General features: G+C 71.7%; 1 protein-coding gene. It reads left to right on the top strand.

Annotated elements, in window-relative coordinates; genetic code table 11:
* Positions 1 to 293, top strand: a 293-nt coding sequence (locus tag J0695_RS41770; RefSeq protein WP_277990121.1) for an IclR family transcriptional regulator, incomplete at both ends; no start/stop codon positions are given.

Raw genomic sequence — 293 nt, 5'->3', positions numbered from 1 at the left:
CGACGGGGACGAGGTCGTGGCGGCGGCCCGGCCCACGCTGGACCGGCTGTCGGACGACACCACGGAGACGATCCACCTCGCCCGGCTCGACGGCACCAACGTGGTGTATCTGGCCACCCGGCAGTCGCAGCACTATCTGCGCCCGTTCACCCGGGTCGGCCGCCGGCTGCCCGCGCACTCGACGTCGCTCGGCAAGGCGCTGCTGAGCACGTACACGGACGAGCAGGTGCGCAAGATGCTCCCTCAGGCGCTGCCCGCCCTCACCGAGCACACGATCACCGACCGGGAGAAGC

It is taken from the genome of Streptomyces beijiangensis (assembly GCF_017315755.1).
Lineage (GTDB): Bacteria > Actinomycetota > Actinomycetes > Streptomycetales > Streptomycetaceae > Streptomyces > Streptomyces beijiangensis.
The sequence above is the reverse complement of the archived record's forward strand: the minus strand, read 5'-3'. Positions and strand labels throughout refer to the sequence as shown.